This window comes from Chthonomonas sp., from assembly GCF_035294165.1.
Lineage (GTDB): Bacteria > Armatimonadota > Chthonomonadetes > Chthonomonadales > Chthonomonadaceae > Chthonomonas.
Map to the genome: position 1 here is coordinate 1 of NZ_DATGLN010000241.1, position 17,250 is coordinate 17,250.

The window sequence follows — 17,250 nt, forward strand, 5'->3', positions numbered from 1 at the left end:
GGTCATCCAGGTTTGCGAAACCGATAGCATGGAGATGGCACGCCGGCTTGCCCGAGAAGAAGGCATCTTTGCCGGCATCTCGGCCGGAGCGGCCGTGTGGGCCGCCGTTGAAGTGGCGAAACGCCCCGAAAATGCAGGGAAGCTGATCGTGGTGATCGTCCCCGATACCGGCGAACGCTACCTTTCAACGCCAACTTACTCCATCTATGAAGAGTGAGGTCGGAAGCCCATGCTTCCTGAAGAAAACCCTGTAACGCTTATCGCCCGGCCTGGGCGCGTGGAGTTTTGGATTTACGGCGGGCTGTTTGCCGTCTACCGAACCTCCTCGGTCGCGCCCTGTGGTTTTACCGCTGTCTATGCCAAAGACCGAAGGCCCGTTCTCAAGCCGAACGAGGCAGGCATCGTGCTCGGCATCGCCCGTGAAAATGTGGATGGTTTCGACTTTACCCCCTCCTCAAACTCTGCCTATCCCAAAGGCGCCATCGTTCCCCTTTCCACCATGGCGCGCCGAGGTCCATGCTCCGTAGGGCTTCGTCAGGATAGCCTCTGGATTACCCCCGTCGGGGAGCCGATCATCGCCGAAACGCGCATCTTTCGTGCTCTTCCCGGCCCAGGCCCCTCTCGCATTCTCGACATTTTTCTGCATCTACGCCCCTGCGCGGGGCGCGAAATCGTCTTCGGCAATGCCCCGCATGATCTGCTGCAACTCTACATCGCCGAGCCGTTCCTTCGTGAAACCGGCCTCGCCCGAAACAGTCGTGGCGCCATCGGCATAGAACAAATCCATCGGCGCAGCGCGGCCTGGTGTGGCTTTGTGGGCGTCATCCAAAAAGAGACAGTCGGCTTCGCTCTGATGGACCACCCCCAAAACCCCTTCTTCCCCACCGACTGGAACCTCTCTGCCGATGGCACTCTCTCCCCTTCCCCCCTCCTGTGGAGCGGGTTTGCGCAAAACCTTGCCAAAGCCATCTCGCTGCGCTATCGGCTTATCGTGCACGACGGCTACGTGGATTTCGGTTGGACGGGCGCCCGACTGCAGGATTTTGCCAAAGAACATCTTCTGGGAGTGCCCTAACCAACCCCATGCCGCTGCTAGAAGTGCAAAACCTTCAGGTGCAGTTTCAAACCGCAGAACAGACGGTCTACGCTGTAAGCGACCTCTCTTTTACCCTCGACCGCAACGAGACCGTGGGGTTAGTGGGTGAATCGGGCTCCGGGAAAAGCGCCACGGCGCTTGCCCTCATGGGGTTGCCCCCCGCTAAAATTACCGGAGGCTCTATTCGCTTCGACGGTGAGGAGCTTATCGGCAAACCCTCTAAGTTCCTCCAAAAACTCCGCGGGCAGCAGATGGCCATTATCTTCCAAGACCCCTTCTCCTCTCTCGATCCCACGATGTCCATCGGTGCCCAACTGCTCGAAGCCATCCGAATCCACCTGCCTCTTAAAGGCAAGGCCGCCTACGACTACGCCGTTGAACTTCTCAAAACCGTGCACATCCCTACCCCCGAACAAAAAATGCGGCAGTTTCCCTACGAACTATCCGGCGGCCAACGCCAGCGCGTGCTCATTGCCATGGCCTTCGCCTGCAAGCCGCTTCTCCTCATCGCCGACGAACCCACCACGGCTCTCGATGTCACCGTGCAAGCCCAAATTCTGGATCGCATGGCGGCCCTCCAACGCCAAAACGGCTCCGGTCTGCTTCTCATTACTCACGACCTCGGCATTGTGGCCGAGACATGCAATCGAACCCTCGTCATGTATGCCGGCCAACTGGTGGAGGCCGGCACCACCGAGCAGATATTTCGTACCCCGCTCCATCCCTATACCCAAGGCCTTCTTGCCGCCACCATCCCACTTGAGGAGCCAGAGGCGCGGCGCCAACGCCTTCCCACCATTCCCGGCCAGCCTCCTAGCCTCACCCAAAAGCCTACAGGGTGCCCCTTCTTTCCGAGATGTAGCGCCCGCATCCCCAATCGCTGCGATAAAGAAAATGTGCCCCTCTACAGCCTGTCGTCCGGTCAACAGGTTCGCTGCCTGCTTTATGAAGATCAAAAACACGGAACCCCATCGGTCGTTTCATCCGTCTAAACAAGTGGAAGCCCTCCAATAAGGCCGGTGTGTGCGGTCACAGCATCAAACTGTCACGGAGCACACGCCGATACGTTACAGAGAATGTAAGCCGGGCGCAGGTGCGTACCGACTGCAACCTGTTCCGAGGAGATAGCCCGTGAAAACACAGGTAACGGTATGGCCACTACCGAAGCCTCCAGAAACGTGCGGACGGCCTGAGGCTCTTCTGAACGATGAAACCCTCAGAAAAGCAACGGACACCGTCCTGCAGCGCTATGGAGCGCGCGCCGTCACCCTTCTCTCCTCACCGCGCCCTCTTGAAGATGGACGGCTCCTTCCCCCACGTCTTAGCGCAAACGACTGCTATGTGGCTCTTGAAGAGGCCTGCCGTAAGATGGCTCGTGTGGCTCTACGGCAATACCATGCCGCTGCCCATCTGCAGGGCGTAGATTTCTCTACCGCCCTCGACAGCCTCTTTCCCGACCCCGTAGCCTATCTCAGCCGCTGCATTCGCTCCGTTATTAGCGATGCGGAACGAATCGCACGGCGTGAAGTCCCCACCGTTTCCCTTGATCAGCCGATAGGAGATGAGGACGAAGGCCTTTGCCTGCGCGATGTCATCGCCGATACCTCCGAGGCGGCCTACCCAGAAGCGTCCCTCATAGAGAAGGAGGAGCGAGCGCGCTTCCGCCAAGCGTTGGCCCAAGCGTTACGCGCCCTCCCTCAAAACTATCTCGAAGCCCTTAAGCATGATATTGCACGCGAGCGCCAACGCCAACAGGGGCAGTACGTCCCCCCAGAAACCGATCGAGAACGTCAAGCGGTCTGCCGCGCCCGTGCCACCCTGCTTCGCCTCCTCCGACAACAGTGCGATGCCGATAACCCCTTCCTCCATGTTCTGCTGCAATCCAAAACCGCCCCAGGCCGACGCCAGAACGCTCAGCCAAAATCGTCTGTAGCCACGTGGAACGAGGCCCGTAAAGAAGCCCTGCGCTCCCGATTGCTCCAAAGCACCTGGGCCGCTCGCTCCGCGAATACGCTCGATCCGCAAGGGAATGTGGACGAGGCCATCGTGAACGAAGTAAGCTTTGCAGATGGCGTCGAGCCGCCCTCGCCGGAAATGCGCAAAACCGTGCGCGTTCTCGATACCTATACCATCGGCGATCGCCCCACCTCCACCTCTGATGAGGCGCAGGCGCTCTACGAAAAAGCCTGGCAACTTCGCAAGGGTGGAAAATTGGAAGAAGCTGTTGTATACTATAAACGGGCGTTCGAGAAAGATAGCATGTTCTATCCTGCGCTTACCGAGGCCGGTGCCACCCTCATCCAACAGGGGCACCTTCGAGAAGCGCTTCAACTGTATCAACTGATTCTAACCGATTCAAAAGCCGGCGATGAACGCTATATCGCTGCCAACAACATCGCCGACATCTATCTCACATGGTTCGACGCCGGTCGCAATAGAGAGAAGAATATCGAGCGTGCTCTCTACTATGCCCAGATCGCCGTGCAGAAACCGACCCCGATGCGCGTAGTGAACCTTTTGCTGGCCTATGTGAAGGATCACTACTACATCGAGGCAAAACGGGCGCTGGAAACGGCGCTGAAGGCGAACTGGCCTTCGTGCCCGCCGGATAAACTTTTGCAAACTCTGTTCCAGATTCGCGATCCTGACCTGGTCTCGTGGTGGAACTGGCTGGAAACCGAACTCGGAAAGGAAAACCCCCAATGAAAAAATCTTTGGCTGTAGTCGTAAAATGGCTTATCGGTGTGCCCGCGCTTTTGGTGCTGACCTGCCTGCTCTTTACCGCACAGAGCAAGCATTCTCAAGCCCGACACCCGTATAGCCTTACCCTAACGAAAACCGCTCCTCCCGCCACCATCGCCGACGACGGCATTGAAACCCATGGAGGAGGCGGAGGTAATAAGGGCAGCGGCCACTGGCACGCCTAATGCTTTGAAAGTTGACGTCGCAAAAAGAAGGTAGGAGATTTTGTGTCTCCTACCCTAGGGTTGGTTTTTGCCGAAATATTTTTTAGGAAAGCGCTCTATCCAGTAGCTCGACCGGATGGCACACTTTTATGGCCAGTTTCGCATCTTCAACACCTTGCTCTATCCATGCCAAACACCCCGGATTGCCGGTTGCCACATAGCTTGCTCCTGTAGCCCGAATGTTCTCGATCTTTCGATCCAGCAGCCTCTTTGCCATTTCCGGCTGGGTGATGTTATAGACTCCAGCGCTCCCACAACAGGTATCCGCCTCCTCTAGCTCCACCAGTTTCAGCTCCGGAATGGTCTGCAACAGAGCGCGCGGCTGGCTACGGATGCGTTGGGCATGGGCTAAATGGCAGGCATCGTGATAGGTCACCGTTAGAGATAAAGGGTTCGGCCGGGTCGAAAGCCCTATCTCCATCAGCCACTCGCTAACGTCGCGTACCTTCTCCGCAAAACGATGCGCCCGCTCCGCATAAGCCGGGTCGTGGTGCAACAGCTCCGCATACTCCTTCAACGTGGAACCACATCCGGCCGAATTAACCACAAAAGCATCCATCTCCTCTAAAAACGGCGACAAAGCATCCAGGAAGGCTTGCGCATAACGTCGCGCCTCCTCCAACAGCCCCACATGCAGATGCAAGGCGCCACAGCAGCCTAAACGTGAAGGCGCCAGCACCTCGCACCCGTTTTTTTGCAAAACCCGCACCGTCGCGGAGTTAATATCGCCAAATAACACCTGCATAACGCAGCCGGTGAGCATGCCGACCGTATATCTCTTCTCCCCTACAGCCGGACTTCTCTCCGGTAGAGGAACGGCCTTTCCGTGGCTCCGCGGCAGTCGCACCGGCGTATCGGTGGTACCGGACAGCAGCTTCGCAGCGAAACCGGGAAGCCTGCCCTGCCGTGCACTTGGCAACAGACGCCCCGCCTTCAAGGAGAGCGCCAACCTTTTGGGGTTCGCCAGCAGGTCTACAAGTTGCTTGCGCGCCATGCCCTGCAAACGCGGACGCTTGTGGTTGGCCTCTATTTCGGCACGCGCCATCTCCAGAATCGCCCCATACTCCACCCCAGAGGGACAGGCGGTTTCGCAGGCACGACAGCCCAAACAGGTGTCGAGGGCCTCTACAACTTCTTCATTCAAAGGGATAACGCCCTCATGCCAGGAACGTACCAGATAGATGCGCCCGCGCGGACTAAGGGTCTCCTGGCCGGTTAGACGAAAGGTAGGGCAGGCATCTAAACAAAAACCGCAACGAATGCATTTGAGAGTTTTCTCTTCTACGCCATCCATAATCCTATACCGCCAGTTTCTCAGAACAATCCGCTCTGTGCTGCACTACAGGCACTTCGGGTCGCTCCGCAATACATAATATCGTTAAACCGAAGGGCAGCGACAAGCGACAGGCCCATTGGTTCTCCAGCTTTAACAGGGCAATGAGTGCTTGATTAACGAAGCCGGGCACCATCGGCATCGCCGCCTGAGGGGGGTCGTGCGGGGGACGTTTGGCCAGCAGGCGCCGTTGTAAGGCCACCACAGGATAGAGCAGCGTCATGATATGCGTTATCTTTTGGATGCGAAAGCCAACCCGATTCACCCGATCCTCCAGCTCATGCCGCAAGTAACGCCGGAAATGCATAAGGGCGAGGTCATGCTCGCCCCATAGATGCGGATAGGCCGGCACGGTGGCAATAAGCCGTCCCCCCGGTTTCAAAACGCGAAACAGTTCACACAGCGCCGCGTGGTCATCCGGCAAGTGCTCAAGCACGTCCATACAAACGGCCAGATCAAACGAGCCTGTGGCAAACGGCAAGCGCATGGCATCGGCCCGCAAAAGGTGTTGAAGCCCGCGTCTGCGAGAGTACTCCAACGCCAAAGCGGAAAAATCGGTGGAGACCACCCGCCCCCACTTGGTGAGCCTCCGCGAAATCGCTCCGGTTCCACACCCTACATCTAAAATAATCGGTGCGTCTTTCCCGGCAGCATGGTCTCCATAAAACCGTGCGAGGAGCAGTTCAAGTAACGCCTGACGGCCAACAAACCACCAATACGCCTCTTCTAGGCGATACATTCGCTCGTATTCAGCCGTTTTCATCGCAGGGGCAGCTCTAGAGAGGGGGCTGTTATTCCCCGATAACGGGTGGTACGGATGCGCCAAACGGCGCGCACCATCCGCAGCCCGTCCCGCAGCAGATGAACCTTCGATCCCTCCTGATGTGCCCAACGCACGGGCACCTCAGCAACCTGAAACTCGAAAACGCGGATCGCTAAATAGAGCACCTCGACATCGAAGGCAAAATGGTCAATACGACAACGGCTAAAAATGGTGTGGGCCGCAGAACGTGAGAAAAGCTTAAACCCACACTGCGTATCATGAATGCCGGGCACGGTAAGCAGACGTACAAGACGATTGAAGGTCTTTCCGGCGGTCTCTCTCAGCCAGGATTGACGCTTTACCAACTCGGAGCCGAGCACATCGCGCGAACCGATGGCAATATCATAGCCCGCGTCGAGCTTGGAGTGCAGCTTTTCCACCTCTTCAATGGGGGTGGCGAGGTCGGCATCGGTAAAGAGCAGGCGTTCGCCCTTAGCGCGCAGCATGCCGTAACGGACGGCGTGGCCTTTGCCCCGGTTCGGCGTATAGGCCAGCAACTGCACCTGGGGCCGACAGGCCGACATGCGGCGCACAAGCTCCTCTGTGCCGTCGGTGCTGCCATCGCTTACAACGAGAATTTCGTAGGAGTAGGGCTGTGAATCGAAGTAGGCCAGCATGCGCTTGAGGGAGGGGCCTAGCCGTTTCTCCTCGTTAAAGGCCGGCACAACCACACTAAGATAGGGGGAGACAGCATCGGACGAGGCCGTCGCCTCCGTCTGGGGTTCGTGGCTCAAACAGTTCACCTCCAAAGAAACCGTCCGCGCGAAGTTCAGTTCCTCCCGGACTTCCTATATTATATACCCGCTCCCTGCAGAATCTATTCGCCCTTTTCCTCAGTACCCTAGGCTTGCCCCAAGCCAAACGTGCGACTCCTCGAATAATCCGCCGTTTAGCGGATGTGCTGACCCCATACCCTCCTGTACAATGAGCGTGTAACACCAAAAGAGATGGGTTCCAACACACGGAACCGAAAGGAGCACACTATGCAAGATCGTATGTCCATTATCCTGTTCTCAGGAACCCTAGACAAACTCATGGCCGCCTCCATTCTCACTGGAGGAGCCGCAGCCATGGGGATGGAAGTCGAGCTTTTCCTGACCATGTGGGGCCTTCTCGCCTTCCGAAAAGACGCAGACCCAACACAGATGCATATCAGCGCAGACTTTGCTGCGCAAGAGTCTCAAATGCTGCAGGTTATGCAGACCAAAAAGGTGCCCTCCTGGCAAGAGAACATCGAAAGCGCCAAAGAAGTCGGCTTGGTTAAGGTCTACGCCTGTGGGATGTCTATGGACCTCTTCGACTTACACCATGAGGACTTAACGCTCGTTGATGACGTTGTTGGCGTGGCCACCTTCGCCGAGCGCGCAAAAGAGGGAAAAATCACGCTCTTTATATAGCAAAGACGTGAATGATACTACAAAGTAAGGAGAATTCCAAACATGTCTACACCCGAACAGCAGAAAATAGAAGTTACCCAAGAGATAGATGCACGTGGCAGCTTTTGCCCCGGTCCTTTAATGGAACTGATCCGCGGGATAAAGACCCTGCCGGTTGGTGGCACCATCGCGGTACTCTCTAGCGACCCAGGTTCCGTCAAAGATATTCCTGCATGGGTAGAAAAAGCAAAACATGAGCTGGTCGGTGTGTTTCCTCAAGAAGGGTACACCCGGTTCGTCGTTCGCAAGACACATTAGGAGGTTGCAGCACCAATGCCCAAACACATTCTTATTGTGGGGGGTGGCGTCGGCGGCACGATTACGGCTAATTTGCTCGCCCATACGCTTTCCCCCCAAGAAGCCGAGGTCACTCTGATATCCGCCTCAGAAGACCATCTTTATATGCCTGCCTGGCTTTATATTCCTTTTCAAGGGCAGGATAACAGCGACGCGCGACCCGAAAGCAGCCTACTCGATCCTCGTGTAAAGTTTATCGTAGGCACGGCAACACATATAGATACAAAGCAAAGAGAGGTTACGGTTGAGCCACCCCCTCAGGCCGACCTCATCGGCAATATGGGCGGCGCCAAAAAAGCAACTTTCGCCTATGATTATCTTGTGCTCGCTACAGGAGCGCGACTATACCTAGAAGACCTTCCCGGCCTTTCAGAAGGTTTAGGGAAGTGGCACGACTTCTATCATCGAGAGGGGGCACAGAACCTCTATCAGGCACTCCAGGAGTTTCAAAAAGGGCGCATCGTTGTTGCAATCGGCGGCGTGCCCTATCGCTGCCCACCAGCTCCGTTAGAGTTTGTGTTTTTACTGGACGAATGGCTCAGCAAGAGAGGCATACGCGATCAAGTCGAGATCGAATATCTCTACCCACTGCCACGTGTTTTCCCAATCGAAACCGTTGCAGAGCTGGTTACGCCCCTCTTAGAAGAGAGAAAAATCAAATACCAAACTTTCGTTAACCTCGCCGAGGTGGATACAGAAAAACGGCAACTGACTTCGCTGGAAGGCGATAGTTTTACCTACGACCTGCTCGTGATCGTGCCACCTCATAGAGGGGCAAAGGTTATCGAAGAGTCCGGCCTCGGTGATGCTCAGGGATGGCTACCCACCGACCGCTACACTCTCGAGGTCAAGGGGCAAGAAGGTGTCTTCGCCATAGGCGATGCCACCGATCTACCGGTTTCTAAAAGCGGTTCGGCAGCCCATTTCGAGGCCAAGGTAGTGACGGCACGAATAGTTGCATCGCTTCGGGAAGAAGCCCAAGACACAGACACCGCTCTTTATGATGGAGAGGTTATGTGCTTCTTGGAGACCGGATATGGCAAGGCCACTCAGCTTGTCTTCGACTATAGTCATCCTCCGGCCCCGCCCCGCCCAAATCGGTACTATCATCTGGAAAAGCAGCTGTTCAACCGTCTGTACTGGTATATTGTGCCTTCCGGGAGAGTGTAAGTAGCATAAGGACTACGATCGCAGAATAGAAAACTAGATTCTAACCCTAAGTAGGAGGAGAATATCATGAACACTACTAGGTTCATTACACAGAGTTTCTCCATATTGCTGGTACTTCCTATCCTGATGTCGCGATCAGGTGCTGCCACACAAACCGATCCGCACAACGCATCGAACTCACCAACGATTACAGCAACCCTGTTGGGAATCTCCAAAACAGAAGATCGGCTAACACTGCTGATCGCCGGGCAGACCGCTCCCATCTCAGTGCCGATAGATGGCAACACGATTATTGGAGGAACCTGTCACGACTGTCATCAGCTGCAACAGTTCAAAGCAAGCGCTGCGGCAAAAATTTGCACCGAATGCAACTGCGAGAGCAGTAACGCGGAATGTCTGGCTTGGCAGCCTATCCCACAAAATACCTGGCGTGCCCTCCTAAATGCCCTGCCTTTCGGAACGGTGCTGCATCTCACCTTGAACCAACCTAATAATCCCAGCTCCGGCCTTCGGTCACTTCTCATTGACCGTCACACCATTCTTCTTCCCATTGCAGGCCAAACCGGTATAACGCCAGAACAACTCCTACAGATCGTGAAGCCTTTTGGGGGAGTTAAAGTCGAACCCCTGGCCAGTGGTCAACAATGGCTCATTCATCTAAAGGGCTTCTGGACATCCGAGCAGGCATCAAAGCTTAAAAAAGCTCTGTCCGACGTCGGTCTGAAACTGGCATTCCCCACAAATGCCGATTCTACCCAATCGAAAAACTAAAACCTTATTTTTCCCAAACTAGGAGAGCAAAGTTCAATGCAAACTATGAAAAACAAGGGTAGTGGTTATTTTTGTGTCCTCCCAATCCTGGTAGGGCTGCTCGCCTATTTACCTCAAAGAGCTGTTGCCTATCCGGTGTTTGCGCGCAAATATCACCTTCCTTGCGCGCGCTGCCACTCGATGGTACCACGGCTCACCCCCTTCGGGTATGCCTTCTACCGTGCGGGCTTTCGTCTCCCCATCAATCCACCAAAGTCTTACACGCTTACCAACATGATCACCTTCATGAGCGAAGTAGATGCTACCCACTCCCGAGAGACGAATAGCACGACGATACCCTACGAAAATATCGAACTTGCAACCGCAGTTGAAAGCCACTGGGCGCTACGTGCAGAGTACTCCATGTCGAATGTGGCAGATACAAGCTCAGGTTTCGGCGAAGTTTGGACACAATACAACACCTCGCCCAAAGGTACCGCTTGGTCACTTAGGGTTGGTCAGTTCCCTATTTTAGACGGCTATCAACTGCTAGGGGCGCGTAGTATTACCCTAACCGACCCGACACTGTTCGGAGCTTTCGGGCCGCTTAGTGGGGCGGGACAAGGAAACCTCTCCCTAGAGGACCTCGAACGCGGTATAGAAGCAGGCTATAGTAGCAACAACTTCTTCGCCCGCTTTTCATGGTTGAATGGAATCGATTCGGCGGGAGACAGCCCCCTAGCAAACAGCCGACTACGCGATGTGGTGTTTCAAGTGGAACGTATCTTTCCTGAAACCGGCAGTTCTATAGGCGGCTTCTACTATCTCGGCAAAACATCGTTTCTTGGTTTTAATAATCACTTCCAACGTGCGGGGTTGTTTGTTACCTATGCGAGAATACTTGAACCAGGAGATGCCGGTATCCCACGTTACCGCGTGGAGTTGAACGGTGGGCTGCTCTGGGGCCGTGATCGTATCTCTAGTAGTGCAAGTGCTAACAGTTTCGGCTCAATCCTCGAAGCCGATCTCTACTCCCACAACCGGACGGCCTATGCAATCAGGTACGATACCGCTCAACCCTCTGATGCACCCGGCACTCCTACAACCGACGCTCTCACCTTTGCCATCGGTCACCTTATTAGTAACGGAGCCCGTCTTGGCCTGGAGTATCGTCATCAATACAATCCGAACGACGATGCATGGTCGGCCTCGATTTGGCTGCTCTACTGAAAGGCGACACCGATCCTTTCAAAATTTAGGAGGAAACTAAAATGCACAAACACATCTATCTCCCTGCCTTACTGCTTGCCTTCCTTCTGATTGTAGGAATGCCAAGTGGTATCGCCTTCGGGCAGACCCATCATGCTGCAAAGCATCGAACCTCTATTCCATCGCACAAGTCGAAGCTACAGAAGCATCGGCATCCCACTCCAAAGAAAAAGTTCCTAGTTACCTTTACCTGCATACACTGTGGACAGAAGATGACCCTTCACCACCCTAGCGATTGGAAAAAGACTTGCTGGGTCTGCGGCTGCAAAAAACCGGCGACCTCTTGCCACTCAAAAGCGGCTCACTAAAACAGGCAGTGCTGAAGAGGGGAGGAAGCCCTCCCCTCTTCTTGAAGGCTACACAGACGACAACTTTAAATCCGCCATTTCGCGGATGCTTTTCTTCTAAACCCTGTTGCAGAATGAGATCGGTCAGATACCTAAATAGCTTTCATGGAGCCTGAAAGATGGAAACAATGCGTGCGAACGTTTTTCGAGGAGTTAACTCGTTTGAGATTCAGGAGGTGCCGAAACCCCATGCCGGTCCGGGTGAAGCGGTTATTCGAATCACTCTTACCACCATCTGCGGAACCGACCTGCACATCGTGCGTGGTGAATACCCCGTTCGGCCAGGGCTTGTTATCGGGCACGAACCTGTCGGTGTCGTTGAAGAGCTTGGGCCTGGAGTAAGCGGTTATAATGTTGGCGAGCGCGTGCTTGTTGGAGCCATTACCCCATGTGGTCAGTGCAACGCCTGTTTATCTGGGCATTCTTCTCAGTGTGGCCACGGTTCTGGATATTCGGCGCTAGGCGGCTGGCGATTCGGAAATACCATTAACGGCGCTCAGGCAGAATATCTCCTTGTTCCTTATGCTCAGGCGAATTTAGCCAAAATCCCACCGGATGTCACCGATGAACAGGCCGTGCTCCTAGCTGACATCGCCTCAACCGGTTTCGGAGGAGCCGAGTCGGCGCAGATCAAAATAGGAGATACGGTCGTTGTCTTTGCACAAGGACCTATTGGACTTTGCGCCACAGCAGGGGCACGGTTAATGGGGGCAGCCTTCATCATCGGGGTAGATACCGACCCTGTACGTCTAGCAATGTCACGACGCATGGGTGCAGATGTGGTATTGAACCCACAAGAACAGGATGTCGTCGCCGAGGTTAAGCGCCTAACCGAGGGAGGTGCCGATGTCGCCATTGAAGCTCTTGGAAGTCAAACAACCTTCGAGAGTGCGCTGCGCTGTCTACGCCCCGGTGGCACGCTTTCGAGCTTGGGTGTCTATTCTGGAAAGCTCTCCATCCCATATGAAGCGTTTGGGGCCGGCATCGCCGATATCCGAATCGTAACAACGCTCTGCCCAGGCGGCAAGGAACGGATGCGACGGCTACTTGAAACCGTTCGACATCATCGTGTAGACCTCACTCCTCTCCTAACTCACTCATTCTCCCTCGATAACATTCGAGAGGCTTATGAGCTATTCGGCGAAAGACGCGATGGAGTTATTAAGGTGGCGATCCATCCATAAAGTTCGTAGATGCCTCTTCTCGAACATACTAGGAGCAGGCTTTCTTAGCAGGAACTAACGGGTGCGGATGGCGAACTAATCCTGTACTTTCAGGAAGGAGTAGTTCCCATGCCGATCCATGTCCCATTAGATCACTTCGATGGTTTTGAAGGTGAACATGAGCTTAATGTGCTGCTCAAACCCATGGAGGACGCCATTGTTATGGTGAGGCCCGACGGCACAATTACATACTGGAGCAAAGGTGCTGAACGCATTTACGGACGCACAGCGGAGGAGGTTAGGGGGCACCCTTTTTCTCTGCTTACCCCCCAAGAAAATCGTGCAGAGATGGACTATCTGCTGCAACAAATGCGGGAAGGTCAGTCAGTCTGCTTTGAAACGATGCACCTCGACCAATATCAAAACCTACTGCCGGTTACAATAACCGCCTTTCCACTTTGCAATGCAGAGACAAAATGGACGGGTGCTCTTCTGATTGTAAAAAAAACACCGGAGCGACATCACGATGAAATCAAGCAGCAATATAAAACGTTAGAAAATATCGCTATCTTTGAAGCCATGCCACAAGTGCTATGGATCGCTGAACCAGATGGACGCATAACTTACTGTAATCGAAAGTGGTCTCCCACTTCCGACCTACCGATAGAAGATGTTGCTTCTTTCGGGCAGCATCTATTGCATCCCGAAGATATTCCGTCTTGGCTCAAGCAGTGGCAGCAGGCCCTTCAAAGTGGTTATGCCTTCGAGGCCGAGGTGCGGCTTAAAGATGTGTCTAACGTTGCCTATCGTTGGCACCGTGGCTATGTGCAGCCCCTTCATGATCAAACAGGCACTATTCTGCGCTGGATCGGTACCTTGATTGATATTGATGATCTTCGGCGTGCTGAAACACAACTACAAACACTCCAGCAGACCGCTGTTGAGCGCGCTCTTATTCTTGAGACCGTTAATCATGTTGCCCTTGATATTCTCGCAAGTCGTACAGGGCGACAGGTACTCCGCCATATCGCCGAAGCCGCACGCACCCTTACCCATGCACGCTATGCCGCTCTTGGGGTTGTTCATCCGGACGGGCAGGAGCTAATAGAGTTTGCGACAGCCGGACTAACCCCTGAAGAGGAAGCCGCTATCGGGCCTCGTCCAAAAGGAAAAGGGGTGCTCGGACTTCTCTTGCATCGCACCGAGCCGTTGCGCATTGATGATCTAGGAAAACATCCTCAATCAGTTGGCTTTCCGCCAAACCATCCTCCTATGAAAAGTTTTCTCGGAGTCCCTATTCTGCGTGAAAACACTGTTATTGGCAGTCTCTATCTTACCGAAAAGGAAGATGGTCCTTTTACAGAAAGCGACGAGATCACAGTGCGCGTGTTGGGTGCCTATGCTGCAGTGGCTATTCATAATCTTCATCTCTTATCTCGTCAAAGGATGTTGGTAAGCCGCCTCATTGCCGCCCAGGAAGAGGAACGTCGTACCATTGCTTATGAGCTTCACGACAGTCTAACCCAGTTTATTATGGCCGCACACGCTCATCTTGAAGCCTTCCAACATGCGCAAGAAAAAGGCAAAGAAGAGCGAGCTAGGCTTGAACTCGATAAGAGTCTGCGATACCTTAAGGAAGCTGTTATGGAATCTAGACGTCTCGTCAACGGATTACGCGCACTTGCACTTGATGATCTCGGGCTCGTTGGCGCTCTTGAGCAGTTGCTACTGGAAGAGAAAAGACGTGCCGGCTGGACTGATGCCGAGTTTCGGCAGAATATCGCCGGACGCCGCTATACTACCGATCTTGAAACCACAATCTATCGTGTAGCCCAAGAAGCTCTCACCAATGCGCGCAAGCATGCCCATACAGATCGCGTGCGCCTGAGCCTTTTTCAAGAGACCGATCCGGTGACGAATCGCCGGCACCTCCACCTCGAAATTAAAGACTGGGGATGTGGTTTTACCATAGACCAAAACCTAGAAAACCAGGGGCACCTCGGCCTTCACAGCATGTCAGAACGCGTGGCAATGCTTGGAGGCACCTATAATCTGCAAAGTGCTCCAGGAGCCGGTACCACAATAAACGCCACTTTCCCTATAACGGAGGCAGATGAAATGAAAACCGATCCAGCTTGAACAACATGAGCTGCACATAATGCAAAGATTTCCATCGTTCTGTACCAATGCCACAATTCGCAAATGCCAGGCAATCCATAACCTGTGAAAGGAGGGGCCTGATGGTGGGTGCCTGAAAAGGCTACTCTTCAGCGCACCTTGGCCCGTAAAACCTATGAATTCGTCAGATACTTCTCAGACAATCGATCTACCCGTGCCTTCGTCACCTATTCGCGTTCTCATTGTTGATGACCATGCGATCTGGAGAGAAGGCGTGCGGAGTATGCTAGAAGACACGGAATTTAAAGTCGTCGGTGAGGCAGCTTCCGGGCGCGAGGCCTTAGAGGTCGCACGACAGCTACTTCCTAACCTAATACTCCTCGACATTCGCATGGCCGGAGGAGACGGTCTCGAGGCACTCGTTAGCTTAAAGCATGAGTTCCCGACCACCTCTGTTATTATGCTGACGACCTATGATAACCCCATCTATATGGCCCGCGCAGTGGCCAACGGAGCAGCGGGCTACCTCCTTAAGGGAATCAGCCGTGAAGAGATGCTTCAAGCCCTTCGCGCTGTAGCCAATGGGGAGATGTTGCTCTCTCCCAAAGACCTCGTCCACTCCTTACGCAACATCAGCCAAATAGCGGCAGACGCCGAGGAACTGATAGAACCCCTAACCGATCGGGAGCAGGAAGTTCTACGCCTTCTGGCTACCGGATTATCCAACAAAGAGATCGCATCCATTCTCTTTATCGCAGAGTGCACAGTAAAAACACATGTTGAGCACATCATCGCCAAACTCGGTGTCTCCGATCGCGTGCAAGCTGCCGTTTGGGCAGCACAACACGGCCTCGTCTCTGGCCAAAGTTCGCTCACCCAGAATCCTAAATCAGATGGTGAGCTTACCTAAAGCTATCCACACTTTCTTAAAAAGGAGAACAAGACGATGAATTGTGTTGAAACTGCACAACCACTACCGCCTGAAGAAGACACAGAACTCAATCAGAAGATATACCATGCAGGACAATATGCGCCTCCAGGACGTTATCGCCAGCTCGATAGCGGTCGGGAAGTCCTTCTTGAGAAGGAAGATATTTTGCCAGCGAGTCTCGACGGACATGTCGCCTGGTACATTAGAATCACGCCTTATACAACTCTAGACAAAACTGGAGAAACACCCTCACATAAATAGCATACTTGCATATCTTGTTTCCTATGCAGGAGGATGGCTATGCGACAGAGAAATAGTAGGGTGTGTACTATCCTCCAATTTTTAGAAGAAGGAGTTGGCTATGGGAACGATCAAACAATCGCTGGCGTGGTGGGGATTTGCACGCTCCATCGAGCCGGATAAGCTTATTGCGGAGGCAAAGCGAATAGGCTATGCCGGGGTGGAAATGTGCCCTCAAGAGCTTTGGCCGAAAGTGGTGGACGCGGGACTGCGCATCGTGACAATGGGAGGTCATCAATCCCTCACCGATGGCCTTAACCGCCGTGAGAATCACGACCGAATCGAGAAAGAGATCAACCAGAACTTGGAGATCGCCCTGAAATGGAACATCCCCTCCCTCATCGTCTTCAGCGGGAATCGAGGCGGCATCTCCGATGAAGAGGGGCTGACAAACACGGTTGACGGGCTACGCCGGGTGGCAAAAGCGGCCGAACAGGCCGGTGTTACCCTTGTCTTAGAGCTGCTGAACTCCAAAGTAGACCACCCCGACTATCAGTGCGACCACACGGCCTGGGGCGTCGAGGTATGTCGCCGTGTCGACTCGCCGCGCGTAAAGCTGCTCTACGACATCTACCATATGCAGATCATGGAGGGCGACATCATTCGCACCATCAAAAACCATATCGAGCATATCGGCCATTTCCACACGGCAGGAAATCCAGGCCGACACGAAATAGACGACTCGCAAGAGCTGTACTACCCGGCCATCATGCGTGCCATCGCCGAGACCAACTACGAAGGCTACGTCGGGCAGGAGTTCACCCCCACGCGTGATGCCGTCGCTTCACTCGAACAGGCCTACCGAATCTGCAACGTTTAACCGGCTCGCCTGAAGGGAAGAGCGAATTTAGAAAAGGTGTTGGGGGCGAACAGGGTGTTCGCCCCGTTCAAACGTAACGGAAAAGCCCTTCGATAAGCCCAATGGAACCATTCCGAATGAAGCAAAGTATTATCATATAGATTTAGTGTGGTACGCGCAATTCTCCCTCATTCTCTCGGCTCGTGCGCAACCCCACACCTTTCTATCTCGTAATTCTTAAAGGCACCACCCAACATTAGGCACCAAACTCGAAGGGAACCAACAAACAACGATGTCCATCGAAGCGGGTACAGACCTATGACACGCTACCGATTTGGCTTCCTTCCGAACGAGCTTATCTTCATCCGCGTGGACGCCGAATTCCCTTTCGGCCCCGATGGCGTCTTGCAGGCGCGCCCCCTGCGCCCTGCCATTGACATGTACGAGAGGGA

At 54.1% G+C, this 17,250-nt stretch carries 19 protein-coding genes; 16 read left to right on the plus strand and 3 right to left on the minus strand.

Annotation, left to right across the window (positions count from 1 at the left end; genetic code table 11):
• The 5 genes from VKV29_RS13535 to VKV29_RS13555 all read left to right on the plus strand — a co-directional run.
• A partial coding sequence (locus VKV29_RS13535) for a pyridoxal-phosphate dependent enzyme (protein ID WP_324201845.1) occupies positions 1–217 on the plus strand: 217 nt, incomplete at its 5' end.
• Between the two features lie 12 nt (positions 218–229).
• Positions 230–1,075 carry a DUF6807 family protein gene (locus VKV29_RS13540; protein ID WP_324201846.1) on the plus strand — a complete coding sequence of 282 codons (846 nt, stop codon included), beginning with the start codon at positions 230–232 and terminating at the stop codon, positions 1,073–1,075.
• A gap of 8 nt (positions 1,076–1,083) precedes the next feature.
• The gene (locus VKV29_RS13545) at positions 1,084–2,088 is read left to right on the plus strand and encodes an ABC transporter ATP-binding protein (RefSeq protein ID WP_324201847.1); all 1,005 of its coding nucleotides are present in this window, start codon (positions 1,084–1,086) and stop codon (positions 2,086–2,088) included.
• 139 nt (positions 2,089–2,227) lie between these two features.
• Entirely contained in the window at positions 2,228–3,802 is a 1,575-nt protein-coding gene (locus tag VKV29_RS13550; RefSeq protein WP_324201848.1) for a hypothetical protein, read from the plus strand.
• A complete protein-coding gene (locus VKV29_RS13555) occupies positions 3,799–4,023 on the plus strand; it encodes a hypothetical protein (RefSeq protein WP_324201849.1) in 225 nt (74 codons plus the stop codon). Before VKV29_RS13550 ends, VKV29_RS13555 begins: the two co-directional genes overlap by 4 nt.
• Before the next feature lie 82 nt (positions 4,024–4,105).
• Here the strand turns inward: VKV29_RS13555 and VKV29_RS13560 are convergent, their stop codons facing one another.
• From VKV29_RS13560 to VKV29_RS13570, 3 genes are read right to left on the minus strand one after another with little or no spacing between them, the layout of a single operon-like run.
• Positions 4,106–5,356, minus strand: coding sequence for a (Fe-S)-binding protein (locus VKV29_RS13560; RefSeq protein WP_324201850.1), 1,251 nt, complete (start codon positions 5,354–5,356; stop codon positions 4,106–4,108).
• Positions 5,357–5,360: 4 nt separating this feature from the next.
• Positions 5,361–6,158, minus strand: a complete 798-nt coding sequence (locus VKV29_RS13565) for a class I SAM-dependent methyltransferase (RefSeq protein WP_324201851.1) — start codon at positions 6,156–6,158, stop codon at positions 5,361–5,363.
• Complete coding sequence (locus VKV29_RS13570; protein ID WP_324201852.1) at positions 6,155–6,952, minus strand: dolichyl-phosphate beta-glucosyltransferase; 798 nt, start codon at positions 6,950–6,952, stop codon at positions 6,155–6,157. Before VKV29_RS13570 ends, VKV29_RS13565 begins: the two co-directional genes overlap by 4 nt.
• A gap of 249 nt (positions 6,953–7,201) precedes the next feature.
• Here VKV29_RS13570 and VKV29_RS13575 point away from each other — a divergent pair, with 249 nt between their 5' ends.
• The 11 genes from VKV29_RS13575 to VKV29_RS13625 all read left to right on the plus strand — a co-directional run bounded on the left by VKV29_RS13575 (position 7,202) and on the right by VKV29_RS13625 (position 16,819).
• Complete coding sequence (locus VKV29_RS13575) at positions 7,202–7,615, plus strand: DsrE/DsrF/DrsH-like family protein (RefSeq protein ID WP_324201853.1); 414 nt, start codon at positions 7,202–7,204, stop codon at positions 7,613–7,615.
• 42 nt (positions 7,616–7,657) lie between these two features.
• Complete coding sequence (locus VKV29_RS13580) at positions 7,658–7,912, plus strand: sulfurtransferase TusA family protein (protein WP_324201854.1); 255 nt, start codon at positions 7,658–7,660, stop codon at positions 7,910–7,912.
• Positions 7,913–7,927: 15 nt separating this feature from the next.
• Entirely contained in the window at positions 7,928–9,121 is a 1,194-nt protein-coding gene (locus tag VKV29_RS13585; protein WP_324201855.1) for an FAD/NAD(P)-binding oxidoreductase, read from the plus strand.
• A gap of 66 nt (positions 9,122–9,187) precedes the next feature.
• Positions 9,188–9,892, plus strand: coding sequence for a hypothetical protein (locus tag VKV29_RS13590; protein WP_324201856.1), 705 nt, complete (start codon positions 9,188–9,190; stop codon positions 9,890–9,892).
• 36 nt (positions 9,893–9,928) lie between these two features.
• Positions 9,929–11,101, plus strand: coding sequence for a hypothetical protein (locus VKV29_RS13595; RefSeq protein ID WP_324201857.1), 1,173 nt, complete (start codon positions 9,929–9,931; stop codon positions 11,099–11,101).
• A 41-nt stretch (positions 11,102–11,142) separates the two neighbouring features.
• Positions 11,143–11,448 (plus strand): hypothetical protein, encoded by a 306-nt coding sequence (locus VKV29_RS13600; protein ID WP_324201858.1) that lies wholly within the window; start codon positions 11,143–11,145, stop codon positions 11,446–11,448.
• 158 nt (positions 11,449–11,606) lie between these two features.
• Positions 11,607–12,671, plus strand: coding sequence for a zinc-binding dehydrogenase (locus VKV29_RS13605; RefSeq protein ID WP_324201859.1), 1,065 nt, complete (start codon positions 11,607–11,609; stop codon positions 12,669–12,671).
• A gap of 108 nt (positions 12,672–12,779) precedes the next feature.
• Positions 12,780–14,789: a GAF domain-containing protein gene (locus VKV29_RS13610; RefSeq protein ID WP_324201860.1), complete on the plus strand. Its 2,010-nt coding sequence runs from the start codon at positions 12,780–12,782 to the stop codon at positions 14,787–14,789.
• A 154-nt stretch (positions 14,790–14,943) separates the two neighbouring features.
• Positions 14,944–15,678: a response regulator transcription factor gene (locus tag VKV29_RS13615; RefSeq protein WP_324201861.1), complete on the plus strand. Its 735-nt coding sequence runs from the start codon at positions 14,944–14,946 to the stop codon at positions 15,676–15,678.
• 36 nt (positions 15,679–15,714) lie between these two features.
• Positions 15,715–15,960 carry a hypothetical protein gene (locus tag VKV29_RS13620; protein ID WP_324201862.1) on the plus strand — a complete coding sequence of 82 codons (246 nt, stop codon included), beginning with the start codon at positions 15,715–15,717 and terminating at the stop codon, positions 15,958–15,960.
• Between the two features lie 100 nt (positions 15,961–16,060).
• Positions 16,061–16,819 carry a hydroxypyruvate isomerase family protein gene (locus VKV29_RS13625; RefSeq protein WP_324201863.1) on the plus strand — a complete coding sequence of 253 codons (759 nt, stop codon included), beginning with the start codon at positions 16,061–16,063 and terminating at the stop codon, positions 16,817–16,819.
• Positions 16,820–17,250 lie beyond the last annotated feature (431 nt).

Bases quoted from the DNA above. Each gene is read 5' to 3' on its own strand.
- VKV29_RS13595 (WP_324201857.1), top strand. From the start codon at position 9,929: ATGCAAACTATGAAAAACAAGGGTAGTGGTTATTTTTGTGTCCTCCCA.
- VKV29_RS13585 (WP_324201855.1), top strand. From the start codon at position 7,928: ATGCCCAAACACATTCTTATTGTGGGGGGTGGCGTCGGCGGCACGATT.
- VKV29_RS13580 (WP_324201854.1), top strand. From the start codon at position 7,658: ATGTCTACACCCGAACAGCAGAAAATAGAAGTTACCCAAGAGATAGAT.
- VKV29_RS13560 (WP_324201850.1), bottom strand. From the start codon at position 5,356: ATGGATGGCGTAGAAGAGAAAACTCTCAAATGCATTCGTTGCGGTTTT.
- VKV29_RS13540 (WP_324201846.1), top strand. From the start codon at position 230: ATGCTTCCTGAAGAAAACCCTGTAACGCTTATCGCCCGGCCTGGGCGC.
- VKV29_RS13615 (WP_324201861.1), top strand. From the start codon at position 14,944: ATGAATTCGTCAGATACTTCTCAGACAATCGATCTACCCGTGCCTTCG.
- VKV29_RS13565 (WP_324201851.1), bottom strand. From the start codon at position 6,158: ATGAAAACGGCTGAATACGAGCGAATGTATCGCCTAGAAGAGGCGTAT.
- VKV29_RS13610 (WP_324201860.1), top strand. From the start codon at position 12,780: ATGCCGATCCATGTCCCATTAGATCACTTCGATGGTTTTGAAGGTGAA.
- VKV29_RS13590 (WP_324201856.1), top strand. From the start codon at position 9,188: ATGAACACTACTAGGTTCATTACACAGAGTTTCTCCATATTGCTGGTA.
- VKV29_RS13555 (WP_324201849.1), top strand. From the start codon at position 3,799: ATGAAAAAATCTTTGGCTGTAGTCGTAAAATGGCTTATCGGTGTGCCC.
- VKV29_RS13605 (WP_324201859.1), top strand. From the start codon at position 11,607: ATGGAAACAATGCGTGCGAACGTTTTTCGAGGAGTTAACTCGTTTGAG.
- VKV29_RS13600 (WP_324201858.1), top strand. From the start codon at position 11,143: ATGCACAAACACATCTATCTCCCTGCCTTACTGCTTGCCTTCCTTCTG.
- VKV29_RS13575 (WP_324201853.1), top strand. From the start codon at position 7,202: ATGCAAGATCGTATGTCCATTATCCTGTTCTCAGGAACCCTAGACAAA.
- VKV29_RS13625 (WP_324201863.1), top strand. From the start codon at position 16,061: ATGGGAACGATCAAACAATCGCTGGCGTGGTGGGGATTTGCACGCTCC.
- VKV29_RS13545 (WP_324201847.1), top strand. From the start codon at position 1,084: ATGCCGCTGCTAGAAGTGCAAAACCTTCAGGTGCAGTTTCAAACCGCA.
- VKV29_RS13620 (WP_324201862.1), top strand. From the start codon at position 15,715: ATGAATTGTGTTGAAACTGCACAACCACTACCGCCTGAAGAAGACACA.